This is a genomic window from Streptomyces sp. NPDC005898 (genome assembly GCF_040629635.1).
Lineage (GTDB): Bacteria > Actinomycetota > Actinomycetes > Streptomycetales > Streptomycetaceae > Streptomyces.
In genome coordinates, this window is record NZ_JBEXWC010000050.1 from 1 (window position 1) to 19,466 (window position 19,466).

At 70.5% G+C, this 19,466-nt stretch carries 2 protein-coding genes; both read right to left on the bottom strand.

The annotated features are described in order from the left end of the window. A partial coding sequence (locus tag ABZ385_RS33030) for a type I polyketide synthase (protein WP_358914180.1) occupies positions 1-11,591 on the bottom strand: 11,591 nt, incomplete at its 3' end. Between the two features lie 63 nt (positions 11,592-11,654). Continuing rightward, positions 11,655-19,448 (bottom strand): type I polyketide synthase, encoded by a 7,794-nt coding sequence (locus ABZ385_RS33035; RefSeq protein ID WP_358914181.1) that lies wholly within the window; start codon positions 19,446-19,448, stop codon positions 11,655-11,657. Positions 19,449-19,466 lie beyond the last annotated feature (18 nt).

Genomic DNA, 19,466 nt, shown 5'->3' on the forward strand with positions numbered 1-19,466 from the left:
AGGTGCAGGGTCACCAGCGAAGCCGAGCACGCCGTGTCGACCGTGACCGCGGGGCCCTCCAGGCCGAAGGTGTACGACAGCCGCCCGGAGACCACGCTGGCCGCGCTGCCCGTGCCGAGGTAGCCCTCAAGGCCCTCCGGCGCGTGCTGCAGCAGCGCCGAGTAGTCCTGGCCGTTGGTCCCCGCGAAGACACCGGTGCGGCTGCCCTTGAGGGAGGCCGGGTCGATACCGGCCCGCTCGAAGACCTCCCACGAGGTCTCCAGCAGCAACCGCTGCTGCGGATCCATGGCCAGGGCCTCGCGCGGCGAGATCCCGAAGAACGCCGGGTCGAACGCGGCGGCCTCCTCCAGGAAGCCGCCCTCCCGTACGTACGAGGTCCCCGGCCGCTCGCGGTTCGGGTCGTAAAGCCTTTCCACGTCCCAACCACGGTTCGTCGGGAACTCGGAGACGGCGTCACCGCCCGCGGCCAACAGCTCCCACAGCTGCTCGGGAGAGTTCACCCCACCTGGGAAGCGGCAGCTCATCGCGACGACGACGATCGGGTCGTCGTCCGCCGCGACGGCTCCCGGCGAGGCGTCGGCCGCCGCCCAGCCGGGCTCCTCGACGATCTCAGCCCGCAGGAACCGGGCGAGTGCGGTCGGGGTGGGATAGTCGAAGACCAGCGTGGCGGGGAGGTTCAGGCTGGTCGTCGCCTGGAGCCGCTTGCTGAGCTGGAGCGCGGTCAGCGAGTCGAAGCCAAGCTCCTTGAAGGCCTTGCCCGGCACGATCGCATCGGTCTTGGCGTGCCCGAGCACCGCAGCCACCTGCGTGCGCACCAGCTCAAGCAGCGTACGGTCCTGCTCGGCCGGGGAAAGACCGAGCAGCTGAGCACGGAGCGCGGAGGAGGACTGGACGTCCTCGCCGGCTATCCCGGCCCCCGCCCTTTGCAGTGCCTTGCGGGCCTCGGGGATGTCGCTGATCAGCGGTGCCGTACGGACTGCTGTGAAGGCCGCCGCGAACCGCTCCCAGTCCACGTCGACGACCGCCGCATACGTCGCGTCGCGGTCGAGCACCTGGCCCAGGACTGCGAGCGCCTCGGCCGGGTCCATCGCGGCGAGACCGCCGCGCTGCATCCGTTCTTCTTGGGTGCCACCGACCGCCATTCCGGCCTCGGCCCAGGGTCCCCACGCGACGGACGTGCCCGGCAGACCCAGCGCGCGACGCTGCTCCACCAACGCGTCGAGGTACGCGTTCGCGGCCGCGTAGTTGCCCTGTCCCGGGTTGCCCACGGCACCGGTGAAGGACGAGAACACGACGAACGCGGAGAGGTCAAGGTCCTTCGTGAGTTCGTGCAGGTTGAGCGCGGCGTCGGCCTTGGCGCGCAGGACGCCCGCGAACCGCTCGGGGGTCAGGGACTCGATGACTCCGTCGTCCAGCACACCGGCGGCGTGGATCACCGTCGTCAGCGGATACGCGGTGGGAATCGAGGCCAGCACCTGCCCGAGTGCGGCCCGGTCGGCCACATCACAGGCAGCGACAGTGACCTTCGCCCCCAGGGCCTCCAGCTCACCGACCAGGTCACAAGCGCCGGGGGCGTCCAGGCCACGGCGGCTGGTCAGTACGAGGTGTTCGGCACCGTTACGGGCCAGCCAGCGGGCGACATGCCCGCCCAGCGCGCCGGTACCACCGGTGATCAGGGCCGTGCCACTGGTCCGCCACTCCTGACCGGCACTGCGGCCACCAGCCCGCAACAGGCGACGACCAAAGACACCGGCCGAGCGGACCGCAACCTGATCTTCCCCACCGGCACCGGCACCGGCCAACACGCCCGCCAGCCGGTCCACGACACGCTCGTCCAGCGTCTCGGGCAGATCCACCAGACCGCCCCAACGCTCCGGGTGTTCCAGAGCCACCACCCGGCCAAGCCCCCACACCTGGGCCTGGACCGCACTCACCAGCGACTCAGACCCACCCACCGCAACCGCACCACGCGTCCCCGCCCACAGCAGCGCCTCCACCCCAGCGTCACTCAACGCCTGCACCAACACCAACGAACCCGCAAGACCCCCAGGGACACCGTCACGCACCGCCTCGTCCAGCGCCACCAGCGACAACACACCACTCACAGAGGCCCGGTTCGCGACCGCCTCGGATATGGACTGCGCCAGACGCGAACGATCACCATCGATCTCCACGACCAGACGTCGAATCTCGGCGCCCCGGCTCTCCAGCCCGCGCACCGTCTCCTCGATCCACGGGTCATCGGCCACACCCGCAGGAACCGCCACCAGCCATGTCCCCGACAGCACCGCCGACGGCTCAACCGGCACCGGCTTCCAGCCGATGCGATAACGCCAGCCATCCAACCGAGACCGCACCTGCCGCTGCCGCCGCCACAACGACAACGCCGGCAACACCGCACTCAACGACTCATCACCCGACACATCAAGCGTCGAAGCAAGCGACTCCACATCCTCCCGCTCCACCGCCTCCCAGAACCGCGCCTCCACCTCATCCACACCAACCACCCCAGCCGGCGCCGGAGCCTCCAACCAGAACCGCTCACGCTGGAACGCATACGTCGGCAAATCCACCCGCGACGCACCCGTACCGGCGAAGAACGCGGCCCAGTCCACAGCCACGCCCTGCACCCACGCCTGCGCCAGGCCCGACAGCAGTGTCTCGGCTTCGGGCCGACCGGACCGCAGCACAGGTGCGAACACCCCACCACTCACGGACTCCGCACCCATCGCGCTCAACACGCCATCAGGACCCAGTTCCAAGAACATGGAAATGCCCTGCTCGGCGAGCGCAGCCACGCCATCACCGAAGCGCACAGCCTGACGGACATGCCGCACCCAGTAATCAGCCGAGCGCAGCTCATCCGACGCGGCCAGCTTCCCGGTCACGTTGGAGACGACCGGGATGCGGGGAGCCTCATAGGTCAGGGACTCGGCAACCGCACGGAAGTCGTCCAACATCGCGCCCATACGAGGCGAGTGGAACGCGTGCGAAACGTCAAGGCGCTTGGTCTTACGGCCCTGGCCGCGCAGCGTCTCCGCGAGGGCGAGGGCGGCATCCTCGTCGCCGGAGACGACCACGGAGGTCGGCCCGTTGATCGCCGCGATGCCGATCCGGTCCCCGTACTCGGCGAGCAAAGGCGTGACTTCATCTTCGGTGGCCTGCACAGCGATCATCGCCCCACCGGCAGGAAGCGCCTGCATCAACCGGCCACGAGCCGCCACCAGCCGAACCGCGTCCTCCAACGAGAACACCCCGGACACATGAGCCGCCGCAATCTCACCGATGGAATGCCCACCCACAAAGTCGGGTGCAACACCCCAGGATTCGACCAGCCGGAACAGTGCCACCTCGACCGCGAACAGGCCGGCCTGCGTGAACACCGTCTGACCCAGCAGACCAGCGTCCCCGAACACCACCTCACGAACCGAGCGCTCCACATGCCCAGCCAGCTCCTGGTCCAGCAGCCCGCAGACCCGGTCAAACGCTTTCGCGAACACCGGGTACTGGCCGTACAGCTCGCGGCCCATTCCGACCCGCTGACTGCCCTGACCCGAGAACAACACCGCCAACCGGCCAGAACCCACACCCTCATCCGGCCCCCTCACCACACCCGGCGCATCCTCACCCCGCGCCAACGCACCCAACCCCGCCAGCAGAGCATCCCGACCGTCACCGACCACCACAGCCCGGTGCTCGAAAGCAGAACGCCCCGACGCCAGAGACCAGCCCACATCCACCGGCGACAATCCAGCATCACGCTCCACACGAGACACCAAACGCCCCGCCTGACCCCGCAACGCACCCACACCACGCCCCGACACCACCCACGGCACCACCGGAATCGTCACCGCCGGCCCCGCCGGCCCCGCCAGCTCGTCCGACTCCAGCACGCTCGCAGGCGCTTGCTCGATGATGACGTGCGCGTTCGTGCCGCTCACGCCGAACGACGACACACCCGCCCGCCGCGGCCGGTCACTCTCCGGCCACTCCCGCCGCTCGGTCAGCAGCTCGACCGCACCCGCCGACCAGTCCACCTGTTGTGAGGGCTCATCCACATGCAGCGTCCGCGGCAACACCCCATGCCGCATCGCCAGCACCATCTTCATCACACCCGCCACACCCGCAGCCGCCTGCGCATGACCGATGTTCGACTTCAACGAACCCAGCCACAACGGCCGGTCCTCCGACCGGTCCTGACCGTACGTCGCCAACAACGCCTGCGCCTCGATCGGGTCACCCAACGTCGTACCCGTACCGTGCGCCTCCACCGCATCGACCTCGGCCGACGACAGACCAGCACTGGCCAACGCCTGGCGGATCACCCGCTGCTGCGACGGACCGTTCGGCGCCGTCAGACCATTCGAGGCACCGTCCTGGTTCACCGCTGAGCCACGGACCACGGCGAGCACCGGGTGGCCGTTACGGCGGGCATCCGACAACCGCTCCAACAGCAGCATCCCCGCACCCTCGGCCCACCCCGTGCCATCCGCACCGTCCGCGAACGACTTGCAGCGACCGTCCGCCGCGAGCCCCCGCTGACGGCTGAACTCCACGAACATCGTCGGGGTGGACATCACCGCCACACCGCCCGCCAGGGCGAGTGTGCATTCCCCCTGGCGCAGCGCCTGCGCCGCCAGATGCAGCGCCACCAGCGAGGACGAGCACGCCGTGTCCACCGTCACCGCGGGACCCTCAAGACCCAGGGTGTAGGCGATACGTCCCGAGACGGCGGCGGTCGCGTTGCCGGTCAGGTAGTAGCCCTCGCTGCCCTCGACGAGCTGTTGCATGCCGAGCGCGTAGCCTTGCGACGAGGCTCCGGCGAAGACGCCGGCCTGGGTGCCCTTGAGCGAGGCCGGGTCGATGCCCGCGCGCTCGAACGCCTCCCACGAGGTCTCCAGCAGCAGCCGCTGCTGCGGATCCATGGCCGAGGCCTCGCGCGGCGAGATCCCGAAGAACGCCGCGTCGAAGTCCGCGGCGTCGTGCAGGAAACCGCCCTCCCGCGCGTACGAGGTGCCGGACCGCTCCGGGTCCGGGTCGTAGAGGTTCTCCACGTCCCAACCACGGTCCACGGGGAACCCCGAGATCCCGTCGCCACCGCTCGCGACGAGGTCCCACAGCTCCTCGGGCGAGCCCACACCGCCCGGATAGCGGCAGCCCATCCCCACGATCACGATCGGGTCGTCGTCACCCACCGCCCCGGCCACCGGTGCCACGGCCACCGCACCCTGCTCACCCAGCACTTCGGCGAGCAGGTGCCGGGCCAGCGCGACCGGCGTCGGATGGTCGAACACCAGCGTCGCGGCCAACCGCAACCCGGTCGCCTCATTCAGCCGGTTCCGCAGCTCCACCGAGGTCAGCGAGTCGAAGCCCAACTCCTTGAACGCCCGGCTCTCCTCCACCGCGTCCGCCGAGCCGTGCCCGAGGACGGCTGCGACGTGGCCGCGTACCAGCTCCAGCATCATGCGCGACCGTTCGGCCTCGCTGGTCGCCGCGAGCCGGTGCGCCAGCCCGGAGCCCGCGCCACCGCCCGTGGCCTCGACCGCCCGTGAGCGGCGCACCGGGGACCGGACAAGACCCCGTACGATCGCGGGCATTCCCGCACCCGCCGCCCCCATCGCCACCGCGTCCAAACGCAGCGGCATGACGAGAGCCTCGTCCATGCCCGTGGCGCCGTCGAAGAGGGCGAGGCCCTCTTCGGACGACAGCGCCACCATGCCGGAGCGCGCCATGCGGGCCAGGTCGGTGTCGTTCATGTGGCCTGTCATGCCGCTGCGCTGGGCCCAGAAGCCCCAGGCAAGCGACACCGCCGGCAGCCCGGTGGCCTTGCGGTGCTGCGCGAGCGCGTCCAGGAAGACGTTGCCCGCCGCATAGTTGCCCTGGCCCGCGCTGCCGAAGATGCCGGCGGCGCCGGAGAACAGCACGAAGGCGGAGAGGTCGAGGTGCTTCGTCAGCTCATGCAGGTTCCACGCCGCGTCCACCTTCGGGCGCAGCACCGCCTCGAACCGCTCCGGAGTGAGTGCCGACACCAAGCCGTCATCCAGCACACCCGCCGTATGCACCACGCCCGTCAACGGAGCGTCCGCCGGAACGCTCCCCAGCACCTCGGCCAGCGCCTCCCGGTCCGCCACGTCACATGCCGCGACCCGCACCTCGGCACCCAGCCCGGTCAGCTCCGCCACCAGCGCGTCAGCGCCGGGAGACTCAGCCCCACGGCGGCTCACCAGCAGCAACCGCCGCACCCCGTGCCCGACCACCAGATGCCGGGCCACCAGCCCGCCGAGCGTCCCCGTGCCACCCGTGACCAGCACGGTCCCGCCGTCACCGAGCGGAGCGGGCAGGGTGAGGGCGACCTTGCCGATGTGCTTGGCGTTGCTGAGGTGGCGGAACGCCTCCGGGGCCCGGGAGATGTCCCAGGTGGTGACGGGCAGGGGCGTCAATACGCCTTGCTCGAACAGGTCGAGCAGTTCGGTGAGCATCTCCTGGATGCGGTCGGGGCCCGCCTCGGACAGGTCGAACGCCTGGTACGCCACTCCAGGGTGCGCGGCGGCCACTTCCGCCGGGTCCCGCTTGTCGGTCTTGCCCATCTCCAGGAAGCGCCCGCCGCTCGGCAGCAGCCGCAGCGAGGCGTCCACGAACTCCCGGGCCAGGGAGTCCAGTACGACGTTCACGCCACGGCCCCCGGTCTGGGCCAGGATGCGTTCCTCGAACTCCAGCGTGCGCGAGTTGGCGATGTGCGCGTCGTCGAGGCCGGAGGCGCGGAGCGTTTCCCACTTGCCCTCGCTGGCCGTGCCGAAGACCTCCGCGCCCCAGTGCCGGGCCAGCTGCACCGCGGCCATGCCCACACCACCGGCGGCCGAGTGCACCAGCACCGACTCGCCGGCCCGCAGGTCGGCGAGGTCCCGCAGTCCGTAGTACGCGGTCAGGAACGCGAGGGACACGGACGCCGCCTGCTCGAAGGACCAGTCGGCCGGCATCGGCGCGAGCATTCGCCGGTCGCTCACGGCGAGCGGGCCGAAGGAACCGGAGAACAGACCCATCACCCGGTCTCCGGGGGCCAGGTCGGTGACTCCGGGACCGACCTCGGCCACGATGCCCGCTGCCTCGCTGCCCATGACCTCCTGGTCCGGTACGACGCCGAGTGCGAGCACCACATCGCGGAAGTTGAGCCCGGCCGCCCGTACCCGGACCCGGACCTCCCCCTCGGCGAGGGGCGCAGCCGCCGGCGGGTACTCCAGCAGCCGCAGGTTGCCGAACGAGCCCTTGTTCGGCACTTCGAGGCGCCATGCGGACACACCGGCGGGCGGCGTGAGAACCGCGCCGTCACGCGCGATCCGCGCCATGCGGGGCACCCGCACCTCACCGGCGCGCAGCGCCACCTGCGTCTCGTCCTGGGCCATCGCCCACTCGACCGCGGCGGGCAGCACCTCGTCGGAGGCATCGTCGGTGTCGGTGTCGAGCAGCAGGAAACGGCCCGGGTTCTCGGACTGCGCCGACCGCAGCAGCCCCCACACCGAGGCCGCGGCCAGGTTCCGTACGTCCTCGCCGGGCTCGGTCGACATCGCGCCCCGGGTGACGGCCACCAGGCGCGACCCGGTGAACCGCCCGTCCGCCAGCCAGGTCTGCACGACCTCGAGCATCCGGAACAGACCCGTGCGCACGTCCTCGGCCATACCCCGGTCCGTGGCCGGGGGTACGCAGGGAGCCAGCACCACCGGCGGCAGCGTGCCGCCGGCGGCGACGGCCGCGCCCAGTGCGTCCAGGTCCTGGTACACCACTCCCCCGGCGCGCAGGGCGGCGAGCGGCAGGTCCCCCTCGGGGCCGCCCAGCACGGCCCACGTCGCGGCCGTCGTCGTAGCGTCCGAGGCGATGTGCGGAACGGTCGTCCAGTCCACCCGGTACAGGGACTCGTGCTGCTCCCCGCCACGGGCCGCGGCCAGCCGGTCGGGGTCCACCGGGCGTACGACCAGCGAATCCACCGCGGCCACCAGGTCGCCCGCGCCGTCGGCCACCGTCACGGACACCGCGTCGGCACCGGTCGGGGCCAGGGCCACCCGCAGCATCGCGGCGCCCGTGGCCCGCAGCGTCACACCACGCCAGGCGAACGGCAGCCGCGCCTGCCCGTCGTCGGGGAAGAATCCGCCGAGGCGCAGCCCGTGCAGAGCCGCGTCGAGCAGCGCCGGATGGATGCCGAAGCGCGCGGCCTCGGCCTGGTGGTCCTCGGCGAGCGCCACCTCGGCGAACACCTGGTCCCCGCGCCGCCAAGCCGCCCGCAGGCCCTGGAAGGCCGGGCCGTAGCCGTATCCGGCGGCGGCGAAGCGCTCATACAGGTCATCGGTACCGACCGCGACCGCGCCCTCAGGCGGCCACACACCCGCCAGCTCCGCGGCCCGCTCCGCCGAGGCGCCCGGCCGTGGGCTCGTGCCGAGCACACCCGTGGCGTGGCAGGTCCACGGTTCCTCACCCGAGGCGTCGCCCGCGCGTGAGTAGATGTTCAGGGACCGCTGTCCCGAGTCGTCCGGCTCGCCGACCGTCAGCTGCAGTTGCACACCGCCGCGAGCCGGGAGGATCAGCGGGGCCTGGATCGTCAGTTCCTCGACGACCTCGCAGCCGACCTGGTCGCCCGCACGGATGGCGAGCTCGACGAACGCGGTGCCGGGCAGCAGCACGCTGTCCGCCACGGCGTGATCCGCCAGCCAGGCGTGTGTCTGGAGCGACAGTCGGCCGGTGAGCAACAGACCTCCCTCACCGGCGAGTTCGACGGCCGCGCCGAGGAGCGGGTGCTCGGCGGAGCCGAGCCCGAGGCTGGACGCGGTGCCACTGCCGGCCGCTCCGGCCTGCGGCTCCAGCCAGTAGCGCTTGCGCTGGAAGGCATACGTCGGCAGATCCACCCGCGAGGCGCCCGCACCGGCGAACACGTCCGCCCAGCCCACTGCCACGCCCCGCACCCAGACCTGCGCAAGGCCCGACAGCAACGCCTCGGCCTCAGGGCGCCCCGACCGCAGCACCGGAACGAACACCCTGTCGGCGACAGTCTCCGGACCCAGGCCGCTCAGCACCCCATCGGGGCCCAGCTCAAGGAAGGCGGACACATCCTCTGCGGCAAGACTGGCCACACCCTCGCTGAAACGGACAGCCTGACGGACATGGCGGACCCAGTACTCGGCCGAGCCCAGCTCGTCGTTCGTGGCCAGCTTGCCGGTCACGTTGGAGACGACGGGGATACGCGGCGCCGCGTAGGCCAGGCTTTCGGCGACGGTACGGAAGTCGTCCAGCATCGGGGTCATGTGCGGCGAGTGAAACGCGTGCGACACATCAAGACGCTTCGTCTTACGGCCCAGACCGCGCAGCGTCTCCGCAACAGCAAGGGCGGCGTCCTCGTCACCGGAGAGGACCACCGAACTGGGCCCGTTGATCGCGGCGATGCCGATCCGGTCCCCGTACTCGGCGAGCAGAGGCGTGACCTCAGCTTCGGTGGCCTGGAGGGCGATCATCGCCCCGCCGGTGGGAAGTGCCTGCATCAACCGGCCGCGAGCCGCCACCAGCCGGACCGCGTCCTCCAACGAGAACACCCCGGCCACATGAGCCGCCGCAATCTCACCGATGGAATGCCCACCCACGAACTCCGGGGTCACGCCCCAGGATTCGACCAGCCGGAACAGAGCCACCTCGACCGCGAACAGGCCAGCCTGGGTGAACACCGTCTGACCCAGCAGATCCGCGTCCCCGAACACCACCTCACGAACCGAGCGCTCCACATGCCCGGCCAGCTCCTGGTCCAGCAGCCCGCAGACCTGGTCAAACGCTTTCGCGAACACCGGGTACTGGCCATACAGCTCGCGGCCCATTCCGACCCGCTGACTGCCCTGGCCCGAGAACAACACCGCCAACCGACCCGAACCCACACCCTGACCAACGACAACGCCAGGAGAAGACTCACCCCGCGCCAACCCGCCCAACCCAGCCAGCAGAGCATCCCTGCCGTCACCGACCACCACAGCCCGGTGCTCGAAAGCAGAACGCGCGGACGCCAGCGACCAGCCCACATCCACCGGCGACAGCCCAGCATCACCCTCAACACGCGACAACAGCTGGGCCGCCTGTGCCCGCAACGCATCCACGCCGTGACCCGACACCACCCACGGCACCACCGGAAGCGTCACCGCCGGCCCCTCGGGCTCGCCCGACTGTGCCTCGACCGCGGGCGCTTCCTCGATGATGACGTGCGCGTTCGTGCCGCTCACGCCGAACGACGACACACCCGCCCGCCGCGGCCGGTCACTCTCCGGCCACTCCCGCTGCTCGGTCAGCAGCTCGACCGCACCCGCCGACCAGTCCACCTGTTGTGAGGGCTCATCCACATGCAGCGTTCGCGGCAACACCCCATGCCGCATCGCCAGCACCATCTTCATCACACCGGCGACGCCCGCGGCAGCCTGCGTATGACCGATGTTCGACTTCAGGGAACCCAGCCACAACGGTCGGCCCTCGGCACGCCCTTGCCCATACGTCGCCAACAACGCCTGGGCCTCGATCGGATCGCCCAACGTCGTTCCCGTACCGTGCGCTTCGACGGCGTCGACCTGGGCCGAGGTCAGCCCCGCGCTGGCCAGTGCCTGGCGGATGACGCGCTGCTGGGACGGACCGTTCGGCGCGGTCAGACCATTGGACGCACCGTCCTGGTTCACCGCCGAGCCACGGACTACCGCAAGCACCGGATGACCGTTACGCCGCGCGTCCGACAGCCGCTCCAGCAGCAGCATCCCCGCACCCTCGCCCCACGCGGTGCCGTCGGCGCCGTCCGCGAACGCCTTGCAGCGGCCGTCGGAGGCAAGCCCGCGCTGCCGGCTGAACTCCACGAACGCCTCGGGCGTGGACATCACCGTGGCGCCACCAGCGAGTGCGAGCGAGCACTCGCCCTGGCGCAGCGCCTGAGCGGCCAGGTGCAGGGTCACCAGCGAAGCCGAGCACGCCGTGTCGACCGTGACCGCGGGGCCCTCCAGGCCGAAGGTGTACGAGATGCGGCCCGAGACCACGCTCGCCGCTACGCCGGTCGCAAGGTAGCCCTCCGACTGCTTGGGCGCTCGCCGCAGGAGTGCGGCGTAGTCCTGGCCATTGGTGCCGACGAACACACCAGTCTTGCTGCCGCGCAGCGACGCCGGGTCGATCTGCGCGCGCTCGAACGCCTCCCACGAGGTCTCCAGCAGCAGCCGCTGCTGCGGATCCATGGCCAGGGCCTCGCGCGGCGAGATCCCGAAGAACGCCGGGTCGAACGCGGCGGCCTCCTCCAGGAAGCCGCCCTCCCGTACGTACGAGGTGCCGGACTGCGCGGGATCCGGGTCGTACAGGGTCTCCAGGTCCCAGCCCCGGTCGGTCGGGAATTCGGAGATCGCGTCACTACCGGAGGCGAGCAGGTCCCACAGCTGCTCCGAGGAGTTCACGCCTCCCGGAAAGCGGCAGCTCATGCCGACGATCGCGATCGGCTCCTGCTCGCCGGACTCCATTTCCTGGATGCGTTGCCGCGCTTCGTGCAGCTCGCCAGTCACTCGCTTAAGGAAATAACGAAGCTTTTCCTCGCTGCTGTTCGTCACGCGACATCACCCCAGAAAATCAAGAATTTGTTGCTGATCAAGTCAAAACACGCAGGGATCAAGTCACGAAATCCCGAGCTCATTACTGATGAAATCGAATACTTCGTCGTCTGAAGCCGAATCGAACTTCTCGGCTCCAGCGGGCGCGGTGTCGCCTTCTTCCTCCGCGCTGCACAGCTTCAGGATCGCCTTGAGACGTAGCGCGATTTCGCCACGCGCGGTCTCATCGACGGCCATCTCAGCAATGCCTGATTCCAGTTTCTCGAGGTCACCGAGAATGACGTCAAAACGCTTCGGACCGTCCTGTTGCAACTCGCCGAGCAGATAGTCGGAGAGTGCGTTTAGCGTCGGGTAGTCGAAGACCAAGGTGGCCGCTAGTCGCAGACCGGTGGCCTTGCTGAGCCGCTTGCGGAGCCGGACGGCGGTCAGCGAGTCGAAACCGAGGTCCTTGAAGGCCCGCCCAGCGGGGATCCCCTCGGCGTCCGCGTGTCCGAGCACCGCGGCGACCTGCGTGCGTACCAGTTCGAGCAGCGTCCGGTCCTGCTCCGCCGGAGCGAGGCCGGCCAGCTGTTCACGGAGCGCGGCTGCCGTGTCCGCCGCCGGGCTCGCGGACGCGGCGCCGGTCGACTCCAGTGCCTTGCGGGCTTCGGGGATGTCACTGATCAGCGGGGAGGGCCGCTCGGCTGCGAAGTCCGCCGCGAACCGTTCCCAGTCCACATCGACGACCGCCGCATACGTCGCGTCGCCGTCGAGCACCTGGCCCAGGACTGCGAGCGCCTCGGCCGGGTCCATCGCGGCAAGACCGCCGCGCTGCATCCGTTCTTCTTGGGCGCCACCGACCGCCATTCCGGCCTCGGCCCAGGGGCCCCACGCGACGGACGTGCCCGGCAGACCGGACGCCCGACGCTGCTCCACCAATGCGTCGAGGAACGCATTCGCAGCCGCGTAGTTGCCCTGACCCGCCCCACCAACAGCCCCAGCGAGGGACGAGAACACGACGAACGCGGAGAGGTCGAGGTCCTTGGTCAACTCATGCAGATGCAGCGCGGCGTCGGCCTTGGCGCGCAGGACGCCCGCGAACCGCTCGGGGGTCAACGACTCGATGACACCGTCGTCCAGCACACCGGCGGCGTGGATCACCGTCGTCAGCGGATGCGCGGCAGGTATCGAGGCCAGCAGCTGCCCGAGCGCGGCCCGGTCGGCCACATCACAGGCAGCGACAGTGACCTTCACCCCAAGCCTCAGCAACTCCGACTCCAGCTCCTGCGCGCCCGGAGCATCAGGACCACGGCGGCTGGTCAGTACGAGGTGCTCGGCACCACGCGACACCAGCCAGCGGGCGACATGCCCGCCCAGCGCGCCTGTGCCACCGGTGATCAGGGCCGTGCCACTGGTCCGCCACTCCTGACCAACACTGCGACCACCAGCCCGCAACAGACGACGGCCAAAGACACCGGCCGAGCGGACCGCAACCTGATCCTCACCACCAACGCCCGCACCGGCCAACACTCCCGCCAGCCGGTCCACCACCCGCTCATCCAGCGTCTCGGGCAGATCCACCAGACCACCCCAACGCTCCGGATGCTCCAGACCCACCACCCGGCCAAACCCCCACACCTGCGCCTGCACCGCACTCACCAACGACTCAGACCCACCCACCGAAACCGCACCACGCGTCACCGCCCACAACGGCGCCTCCACCCCCACGTCACCCAACGCCTGCACCAACACCAGCGAATCCGCCAAACCCCCAGGGACACCGTCACGCACGGCCTCGTCCAGCGCCACCAGCGACAACACACCACTCACAGACCTACCGGCCGCCGCCTCGGATATGGACTGCGCCAGACGCGAACGATCACCATCGATATCCACGACCAGACGTCGAATCTCGGCGCCCCGGCTCGCCAGCCCGCGCGCCGTCTCCTCCACCCACGGGTCACCGGCCACACCCGCAGGAACCGCCACCAGCCATACCCCCGACAACACCACCGAGGACTCGACCGGCACGGGCTTCCAACCGATGCGATAACGCCAGCCATCCAGCCGAGACCGCACCTGCCGCTGCCGCCGCCACAACGACAACGCCGGCAACACCGCACTCAACGACTCATCACCAGACACATCGAGCGTCGAAGCAAGCGACTCCACATCCTCCCGCTCCACCGCCTCCCAGAACCGCGCCTCCACCTCATCGACCGGCACCCCAACCGACGCCGGAGCCTCCAACCAGAACCGCTCACGCTGGAACGCATACGTCGGCAAATCCACCCGCGAGGCGCCCGTACCGGCGAACACCCCGGCCCAGTCCACAGCCACGCCCTGCACCCAGACCTGCGCCAAGCCCGACAACAGGCCCTCGATTTCAGGCCGACCGGAGCGCAGCACGGGTGCGAACACCCCGTCCGCCACGACTTCCTCGCTCATGGCGCTCAGCACGCCGTCGGGACCCAGTTCGAGGAACGTCGAGATGCCCTGCTCGGCAAGGGCGGCCACGCCATCCGCGAAGCGGACTGCTTCCCTGACATGGCGGACCCAGTACTCGGCCGTGCCCAGATCGTCGGACGTGGCCAGCGCACCCATCACGTTCGAGACCACGGGGATACGCGGCGCGTCATAGGTCAGGGACTCGGCAACCGCACGGAAGTCCTCCAGCATCGGGTCCATACGAGGCGAGTGGAACGCATGCGACACCTCAAGACGCTTCGTCTTACGCCCCTGACCGCGCAGCACCTCCGCAACAGCAAGGGCAGCGTCCTCGTCACCGGAGACGACCACAGCAGTCGGCCCGTTGATCGCCGCGATGCCGATCCGGTCCCCGTACTCGGCCAGGAGAGGCGTGACCTCTTCTTCGGTGGCCTGCACGGCGATCATCGCCCCGCCCGCAGGGAGCGCCTGCATCAACCGGCCACGAGCCGCCACCAGCCGAACCGCATCCTCCAACGAGAACACCCCGGACACATGAGCCGCCGCAATCTCACCGATGGAATGCCCACCCACGAACTCCGGTGTCACGCCCCAGGATTCGATTAGCCGGAACAGTGCCACCTCGACCGCGAACAGGCCGGCCTGCGTGAACACCGTCTGCCCCAGCAGACCAGCGTCCCCGAACACCACCTCACGAACCGAGCGCTCCACATGCCCAGCCAGCTCCTGGTCCAGCAGCCCGCAGACCTGGTCAAACGCTTTCGCGAACACCGGGTACTGGCCGTACAGCTCGCGGCCCATTCCGACCCGCTGACTGCCCTGACCCGAGAACAACACCGCCAACCGACCAGAACCCACACCCTCATCCGGCCCCCTCACCACACCCGGCGCATCCTCACCCCGCGCCAACGCACCCAACCCGAACAACAGAGCATCCCGACCGTCACCGACCACCACAGCTCGGTGCTCGAAAGCAGAACGCCCCGACGCCAGAGACCAGCCCACATCCACCGGCGACAACCCACCATCACGCTCCACACGAGACACCAAACGCCCCGCCTGACCCCGCAACGCACCCACACCACGCGCCGACACCACCCACGGCACCACCGCAGGTGCAACGGAGTTTGCGGGCTCCACGTCAATCGCGGGTGCCGCCTCGATGATGACGTGCGCGTTCGTTCCGCTGATGCCGAACGAGGAGACCGCAGCACGGCGCGGTCGGTCGCTCTCCGGCCACTCCCGCTGCTCGGTCAGCAGCTCAACCGCACCCGCCGACCAGTCCACCTGCCGCGACGGCTCATCGACGTGCAGGGTGCGCGGAAGCTCACCGTGCCGCATCGCCAGCACCATCTTCATCACACCCGCCACACCGGCAGCAGCCTGCGCATGACCGATGTTCGACTTCAACGAACCCAGCCACAACGGCCGTTCCTCCGGCCGGCCCTGACCGTACGTCGCCAACAACGCCTGCGCCTCGATCGGATCGCCCAACGTCGTACCCGTACCGTGCGCCTCCACCGCGTCCACATCGGCCGACGACAGACCAGCACTGGCCAACGCCTGGCGGATCACCCGCTGCTGCGACGGACCATTCGGCGCCGTCAACCCATTCGACGCACCGTCCTGGTTCACCGCAGAACCACGCACCACCGCCAGCACCGGATGACCGTTACGGCGGGCATCCGAAAGCCGCTCCAACAGCAGCATCCCCGCACCCTCGGCCCACCCCGTGCCATCCGCACCGTCCGCGAACGACTTGCAGCGACCGTCCGCCGCGAGCCCCCGCTGACGGCTGAACTCCACGAAAACCGCTGGCGTCGACATCACGGCCACACCACCGGCCAACGCCAACGAGCACTCCCCCTGGCGCAGCGCCTGCGCCGCCAGATGCAGCGCCACCAGCGAGGACGAGCACGCCGTGTCCACCGTCACCGCGGGACCCTCAAGACCCAGGGTGTAGGCGATACGGCCTGACGCAACGCTGCCCGCGCTGCCGTTGCCCAGGTAGCCCTCGAAGCCCTCAGGCGCGGTGCGCAGCCGGGAGCCGTAGTCGTTGTACATCACTCCGGCGAAGACGCCCGTCGGGCTGCCCTTGAGCGAGGCCGGGTCGATTCCCGCGCGCTCGAACGCCTCCCACGAGGTCTCCAGCAGCAGCCGCTGCTGCGGATCCATGGCCGAGGCCTCACGCGGCGAGATCCCGAAGAAGCCGGGGTCGAAGTCCGCAGCGTCGTGCAGGAAGCCGCCCTCCCGCACATAGCTCTTGCCCTGCCGGTCCGGGTCGGCGTCGTACAGGCTCCGGAGATCCCAGCCGCGGTCCATCGGGAACTCCGAGACCGCGTCGATGCCGGCGGCGACGAGGTCCCACAGCTCCTCCGGTGAACCCACGCCACCCGGATAGCGGCAACCCATGCCGACGATCACGATCGGGTCCTCGTCACCCGCCGCGGCGGCCACCGGGACCACCACCGCGCCCTGCTCGCCCAGCACTTCGGCGAGCAGGTGCCGGGCCAGCGCGACCGGCGTCGGGTGATCGAACACCAGCGTCGCGGGCAGCCGCAGCCCGGTCGCCTCATTCAGCCGGTTCCGCAGCTCCACCGAGGTCAGCGAGTCGAAGCCCAACTCCTTGAACGCCCGGCCGTCCTCCACCGCGCCCGCGGAACCGTGTGCCAGCACCGCCGCCACATGCCCGCGCACCAGCTCCAGCATCATGCGCGACCGTTCGGCCTCGCCAACGGCCGCGAGTCGCTGCGCCAGCCCGGAACCACCGGCACCGCCCGCGGCCCGGATCGCCCGCGCCCGGCGCACCGAGGGCCGCACGAGACCCCGCACGATCGCGGGCACTCCCCCGCCCGACGCCCCCAGCGCCGCCACGTCCAGGCGCACCGGCATGATCAATGCCTCGTCCGCGCCGATCGCGGAGTCGAAGAGCGTGAGGCCCTCCTCGGAGGAGAGCGCCACGAGGCCGGAACGCGCCATGCGCGCCAGGTCGGCGTCGCCGAGCTCCCCCGTCATCGCGCTGCGCTGGGCCCAGAAGCCCCAGGCCAGCGACACCGCCGGCAGCCCGGCAACCTTGCGGTGCTGCGCGAGGGAATCGAGGAAGACGTTCGCCGCCGCGTAGTTGCCCTGGCCGGCGCTGCCCAGCGTGCCCGCCGCCGAGGAGAAGAGCACGAAGGCGGACAGGTCGAGGTCCTTGGTGAGTTCGTGCAGGTTCCAGGCCGCGTCCACCTTCGGACGCAGCACCGTCTCGAAGTGCTCGGGACCCAGCGCGGACACCAGACGGTCGTCCAACGCACCCGCCGTGTGCACCACAGCCGTCAACGGATGCTCATCCGCAACAGACCCCAGCAACTCGGCGAGCGCCCCGCGATCAGCGACATCACACGCCGCCAGCCGCACCCGGGCACCCAGCCCGGTCAGCTCCTCGACCAGCTCGTCCGCCCCCGGCGCGTCCGCTCCGCGCCGACTGACCAGCAACAACTCCCGCACACCGTGCTCAGCGACCAGATGCCGAGCCACCAGACCACCCAATGTGCCCGTAGCACCCGTCACCAGGACCGTGCCACGCCCATCAAGCGGTGGAACGCGGTGGTCGGCCGTCGGCGCGGCGGCTCGCACCAGCCGCGGTACGCGTACCTCGCCCGCGCGAACGGCCAGCTGCGGCTCGTCCGCGACAGCGTCGAGCAGCGTCGCGGCCGACAAGGGGCTCGCGTCGGTGTCCAGCAGGACGAAGCGGCCCGGGTGCTCCGACTGGGCCGAGCGCAGCAGGCCCCAGACCGGGGCCGCCGCCAGATCCCGCACGTCCTCGCCCGGCCCCGCCGCGACCGCACCGCGCGTCACCACGGCCAGCCGCGCCGCGGCGAACCGCTCGTCCGCCAGCCAGTTCTGGACCAGCGCCAGCGCCTGATGGGCGGTGTTCCGTACGGCCGACGGCATGTCCTCCGGCGGAGAAGCCAGCGGGGCCAGGACCAGGGGCGGAACCTCGACCGCGCCGGTGTCGATCGCCGCGCCGAGCGCGTCGAGGCTCTCGTACGTGATACCCCCGGCCCCGTCGAGACCGGACCCCGCGAGTCCCTCGGGCGCGCCGATGAGCGCCCATGCGCCGGGCCGCTCGGCGCCGCCCCACGCCGAGTCCGGCAGCGTGGTCCACTCCATGCGGAACAGCGAGTCGTTGTGCCGCGCCCCCGCGAGCTGCTCGGGGTCGATCGGGCGCAGCACCAGGGACTCGGCCGCCGCCACCACGGCGCCCGTGCCGTCGGCCACCGTCACCGAGACCGAGTCGGCGCCGACCGGGGCGAGGGAGACCCGCAGCTCCGACGCACCCGCCGCGCGCAGCGTCACCCCGCGCCATGCGAACGGCAGCCGCACCTGCTCGGCGTCGTCGAAGAACGCGCCGAGACGCACACCGTGCAGGGCCGCGTCGAGCAGCGCCGGGTGGACGCCGAACCGGGCGGCCTCGGCCTGCTGCTCCTCGGCGAGCGCCACCTCGGCGAAGATCTCGTCCCCGCGCCGCCAGGCCGCCCGCAGGCCCTGGAAGGCCGGGCCGTAGCCGTATCCGGCGGCGGTGAGGTCCTCGTACAGCGATTCGGTGTTCAGCGCGACCGCGTCCTTGGGAGGCCATTCCGTCAGGTCACCCACGGGCGGTACCGCGCCCTGAGCGAGCACGCCGGTGGCGTGGCAGAGCCACGCTTCCTCCAACGCCTCGTCCCCGGGTCGCGAGTGGACGCTCAGGGTGCGGCGGCCCGCGTCGTCCGGCTCGGCGACCGTCAGCCGCAACCGCACCCCACCCCGCTCGGGCAGCACCAACGGCGCCTGGAGCGTCAACTCCTCGACGACGTCACAGCCGACCTCATCACCCGCACGCAACGCCAACTCGACGAACGCCGTCCCCGGCAACAACACCGTGTCACCCACCGCGTGATCGGCCAGCCAACCATGCGACCGCAACGACAACCGACCCGTGAACACAACCCCTTCGAAGTCCGGCAGCTCAACCGCCGCACCCAACAGCGGATGCCCGGCCGAGCTCAACCCCAGCCCGGACGCGTCCCCCGTAGCGCCCTCCGGGACGTCCAGCCAGTAGCGCCGGCGCTGGAAGGCGTACGTCGGCAGATCGACGCGGGACGCGCCCGCGCCGGCGAAAGCCACACCCCAGTCAACAGTCACACCCTGGACGTAAGCCTCGGCGAGGGAGGCCAGGAAGCGGTCGAGACCGCCTTCGTCACGCCGCAGCGAGCCCAGCACAACGCTCTGCTCCGCGCCTCGGGCCTCGGCGATCTCCTGGAGCCCGATGGTCAGCACCGGGTGGGCCGACGCCTCGATGAAGACCGCGTCCCCCTCCGCGAGAAGGCCACCGATGGTCTCCTCGAAGCGAACGGTGTGCCGCAGGTTGCGATACCAGTACGTGCCATCCAGCTCGACGGTGTCCAACAGGCCGCCCGTGACCGT